Consider the following 4,258-nt stretch of genomic DNA (forward strand, 5'->3'; position numbering starts at 1 on the left):
CGACATCCGCACCTGGCTCGCCGACTGGAACACCAACCCCCGGCCCTTCATCTGGACAAAGACCGCCGACGAGATCCTCGAAAAGGTCGCAACCTACTGCCGACGAATCTCCGACTCAGGACACTAGCGGGCGCTCTCCGCCAGCACCCGGAGGGCCTCCGCCAGCATCGCGGGGTCGCGCGCGTACGGCACCCGCACCCGGTCGCGGAAGCCGTCCACCGGAGAGAACGCCGGGCCGGGAACGGCCAGCACCCCGCGCCGGCGGGCCACCTGGGCCGCCGCCTCCGCGTCGGCGCCCGGCATCCGCACCCACAGCGCGGGCCCGCCGGCCGGGTGCTCCCACTCCCACCCGGGCGCCCGCTCCCGCAGCAGCGCCTCCGCCGCGGCGAGCTGCTCCCGCAGCGCGCCCCGCCGCTGGGCCCGCGCGGCAGGCAGCCGCGCGAGCAGCCGGACCGCCAGCACCTGGTCCAGCACCGGGCCGGACAGGTCGACCGATTTCCTGACCTCCGCGAGCCGCCGCACCAGCGGCGGCGCGGCCCGGATCCAGCCCACCCGCAGGCCGCCCCAGAACAGCTTGGAGAGGGTGCCCACCGTCGCCGTCCTGTCGTCCGCCAGCTGCGCGGTCAGCGGCACCGGAGGTCCGTCCCCGTGCAGCGTCAGCTCGGCGCACGCGGTGTCCTCCACGGTGAACAGCCCCTGCTCCTCGCCGAGCCGGGTGAGCAGCTCCGCCCAGGCGCGGCGCGCGGCGGGGCGGAGGCTGCGCCCTGTGGGGTTGTGCGCCGTCGGCTGGAGATAGACCAGGCGTGCCCGTACGCGCCGGAGCAGCGCGGCGTCCGGCGGGGCCCCCGCCGGGGTGCCCGTGCCGTCGTCCGGCAGCGCCACCAGGCGCGCGCCGCGCGCCCGCAGCGCCTCCAGCGCGCCGCGGTAGGTGGGGTTCTCGGTGACCACCGTGTCGCCGGGATCGGCCAGCGCCTGCGCCAGCAGCCACACCGCCTGCTGCGAGCCGGCCGTCACCAGGATCTGCTCCGGCGTCGTCGGCGTACCGCACTGCGCGTAGTAGCCGGCCAGAGCCTCGCGCAGCGCCGGCAGCCCGTAGGGGAGGTAGCCGTCCGAGCGCAGCAGCGGCCCCAGGTCGGCCGCGGACAGGCCGTCGACCGCCGCGTCCACCGCCGCGATGCCGTCCAGCGCCCCGCTGGACAGGTCGAGCACGTCCGAGAGGGCGTCGCCGCGCCGCTCGTCGAAGCTCGCGAGCCGCCCCTCGCCGGCGCGCTCGCGGCTCAGCGGCGTACCGCGCAGCCGGGAGCCGCTGCCCTGCCTGCTCGCCAGCCAGCCCTCGGCCTCCAGCTGGCCGTAGGCGGCGGTGACCGTGGAGCGGCTGACCCCCAGCACGGCGGCCAGCGCGCGCTGCGAAGGCAGCACCGTCCCGGCGGGCACGTCACCGCGCTCGGCCAGCTCGCGCAGCGCGGCGGCGAGCCGCTGGGGCAGCAGGTGCCCCGGCCCTGCCGGGTGCGGGGCCGAGCGGTCGCCGGGGCGGTCGGCGGCCGTGGCGGACCAGCCCGTCAGCAGCCGGGAGAGCCGGCTGGGGGAGACGCGTCGCACACCTCCATTATCGCGGTCCTGGCCGGTCCCGACACGCGCAGGCCAGTTCCCCCGAAGTGGCCTTGGCCGCACCGCGCGCCGGTTCGAGGATGAGCACGTTCCGGATGCCGTACGACGAGGTGCGAGGGAGAGTGGGCGGGATGGCGACCGTGGTGCTGATCGGGACGCTCGACACCAAGGGCGTCGAGTACGCCTGGCTGCGCGACCGGCTCCGTGCGCAGGGCTGCGCGGTACTGCTGGTGGACACGGGGGTGCTGCCGCCGCCCGCCTCCGCTCCTGCCGCGGACGTGACAGCCGCCGACGTGGCGCGAGCCGCGGGGCACGATCTGACGCGGCTGCGCGCCGCCGGGGACCGGGGCGCCGCAGTGGCGGCGATGGCGGAAGGCGCCGAGTGCGTGGTGCGGGACCTGCACGCACGCGGCGAGCTGCACGCCGTGCTCGCCGCCGGGGGCAGCGGCGGCTCCGCCATCGCGGCCCGCGCCATGCGGGCGCTGCCCATCGGGGTGCCGAAGCTGCTGGTCAGCACGATGGCCGGGGGAGATGTCGGCCCGTATGTGGGCAGCAGCGACCTGACGCTCGGCTCCAGCGTGGTGGACATCGCGGGCATCAACTCCGTCTCGGCGCGGGTGCTGGGCAACGCCGCCGCCGCTGCCGCCGGAATGGCCCGGCACCACGAGCAGGAGCTCGCGACGCCCGCGGCACCGGGCCGCACGGTGGTGGCGGCGACCATGTTCGGCGTCACCACTCCCGCCGTGGACGCGGCCCGCGCCCGGCTGGCCGAACTCGGCCATGAGGTCCTGGTCTTCCACGCCACCGGCGCCGGAGGCCGCGCGGTCGAGCGGCTCGCCGCTGAGCAGGCGCTCGACGGCGTACTGGACCTGACCACCACCGAGCTGGCGGACGAACTCGTCGGCGGCGTCCTCAGCGCGGGCCCCGGCCGGCTGACGGCGGCCGGTGCCGCACGGCTGCCCCAGGTCGTGGCGCCCGGCGCGCTGGACATGGTCAACTTCGGCCCGCGCGAGACCGTCCCGGAGCGCTTCACGGACCGCACGCTGTACGTCCACAACCCCGCCGTCACGCTGATGCGGACCACGGCCGAGGAGATGGCCGCGCTGGGCACGGAGCTGGGCCGCAAGCTCGCGGCGGCCCGGGGGCCGGCCGAGGTCTTCTGGCCGCTGCGCGGCGTCTCGGCACTCGACGCGCCCGGCGGCCCCTTCGAGGACCCGGCCGCCGACGCGGCCGGGCGGAGCGCGCTGGGCGCCGCGCTGGAGGGCACCGGCGTCCCGCTGCACGAGGTCGACGCGCACCTCAACGACGCGTCCTTCGCGGTGGCCGCAGCGGACCGGCTGCACCAGCTGATCACCGTTCACCGAAAGAGCTGAGAGGACCGTTCCATGGAACGCGAGGAAGCACTCGTCCGGCTGCGCGCCCAGGTTGCCGCGGGGCGGCCGGTCATCGGCGCGGGCGCGGGCACCGGCCTGTCCGCCAAGTGCGCCGAGGCGGGCGGAGTCGACCTGCTGATCATCTACAACTCCGGCCGCTACCGCATGGCGGGCCGCGGCTCGCTCGCCGGGCTGCTGCCGTACGGGGACGCGAACGCCATTGTCGTGGACATGGCCCGCGAAGTGCTGCCCGTGGTCCGGGACACCCCGGTGCTGGCCGGGATCTGCGGCACCGACCCGTTCCGCGACATGGGCCGCTTCCTGGACCAGCTCAAGGCGATGGGCTTCGCCGGGGTGCAGAACTTCCCCACGGTCGGGCTCTACGACGGCGTCTTCCGCACCAACCTGGAGGAGACCGGCATGGGGTACGGGCTGGAGGTCGACGCCGTGCGCCTGGCCCGCGAGCGGGGCCTGCTCACCGCGCCGTACGTCTTCGACCCGGAGCAGGCGGCGGAGATGACCCGCGCGGGCGCCGACGTGCTCGTCCCGCACGTCGGCCTGACCACCAAGGGCGCGATCGGCGCGGGCACGGCCCTCACCCTCGACCAGGCCGTCGCCGCGGTGCAGGCCATGCACGACGCGGCCAGGCGGGTCGACCCGGAGGTGCTGGTGCTCTGCCACGGCGGCCCGATCGCCGAACCGGAGGACGCCCGCTACGTCCTGGAGCACACCGAGGGAGTCGTCGGCTTCTTCGGCGCCTCCTCCATCGAACGGCTGCCCAGCGAGCGGGCGATCACCGAGCAGACCAGAGCGTTCAAGGCTGTCACCGCCGCTCGGTAGGATGCCCGGCATGGCGAAGGGCGACGAGGCGTCCCCGGGGCGCCGCCGGGGTCAAGGAGAGCTGGAATCCCAGGTGCTGTCCGCGCTGCGCACCGCGGCGGGGCCGGCCACCGCGGGGTGGGTGCGGCAGCGCCTCGGCGGCGGCCTGGCGTACACCACGGTGGTGACCATCCTGACCCGGCTGCACGCCAAACGGGCCGTCACCCGCACCCGCGAGGGCCGCTCGTACGTGTGGAGCCCGGTCGCCGACGAGGCGGGTCTCGCGGCGCTGCGGATGCGCCGCGTGCTGGACGGCGAGGCCGACCGGGACGCCGTCCTCGCCAGCTTCGTCTCCTCGCTGAGCGAGCAGGACGAGCGCCTCGTCCGCGAACTGCTGCGGGAGGCCCCGCCGGAGGCCGGCGGCGCGGACCCGGGGGGACCGGGCTCCGGTGGCGGGG

At 76.3% G+C, this 4,258-nt stretch carries 4 protein-coding genes and 1 pseudogene; 4 read left to right on the forward strand and 1 reads right to left on the reverse strand.

Annotated elements, in window-relative coordinates; all coding sequences use genetic code 11:
- Nucleotides 1-127: pseudogene (locus G5C65_RS39735) on the forward strand (IS630 family transposase); the annotation flags it as partial.
- Here the strand turns inward: G5C65_RS39735 and G5C65_RS32285 are convergent.
- Nucleotides 124-1,599 (reverse strand): aminotransferase class I/II-fold pyridoxal phosphate-dependent enzyme, encoded by a 1,476-nt coding sequence (locus G5C65_RS32285; protein WP_165302597.1) that lies wholly within the window; start codon nucleotides 1,597-1,599, stop codon nucleotides 124-126. The pseudogene G5C65_RS39735 and the gene G5C65_RS32285 sit on opposite strands and share 4 nt — an antisense overlap.
- A 140-nt stretch (nucleotides 1,600-1,739) precedes the next feature.
- On the opposite strand from G5C65_RS32285, the gene G5C65_RS32290 reads away from it, so the two are divergent.
- From G5C65_RS32290 to G5C65_RS32300, 3 genes are all read left to right on the forward strand, one after another.
- The gene (locus G5C65_RS32290; RefSeq protein ID WP_165302600.1) at nucleotides 1,740-2,981 is read left to right on the forward strand and encodes a Tm-1-like ATP-binding domain-containing protein; all 1,242 of its coding nucleotides are present in this window, start codon (nucleotides 1,740-1,742) and stop codon (nucleotides 2,979-2,981) included.
- Nucleotides 2,982-2,993: 12 nt separating this feature from the next.
- Nucleotides 2,994-3,821, forward strand: a complete 828-nt coding sequence (locus tag G5C65_RS32295) for a phosphoenolpyruvate hydrolase family protein (RefSeq protein WP_165302598.1) — start codon at nucleotides 2,994-2,996, stop codon at nucleotides 3,819-3,821.
- Between the two features lies 1 nt (nucleotide 3,822).
- Nucleotides 3,823-4,258: BlaI/MecI/CopY family transcriptional regulator (locus tag G5C65_RS32300; RefSeq protein WP_165302599.1), on the forward strand; the 436-nt coding region annotated here is incomplete at its 3' end.

Origin of the sequence: Streptomyces boncukensis (genome assembly GCF_011045075.1) — a bacterium.
Taxonomy (GTDB): domain Bacteria; phylum Actinomycetota; class Actinomycetes; order Streptomycetales; family Streptomycetaceae; genus Streptomyces; species Streptomyces boncukensis.

Coding starts and splice junctions, on each gene's coding strand:
- G5C65_RS32295 (WP_165302598.1), top strand. CDS start 2,994: ATGGAACGCGAGGAAGCACTCGTCCGGCTGCGCGCCCAGGTTGCCGCG.
- G5C65_RS32290 (WP_165302600.1), top strand. CDS start 1,740: ATGGCGACCGTGGTGCTGATCGGGACGCTCGACACCAAGGGCGTCGAG.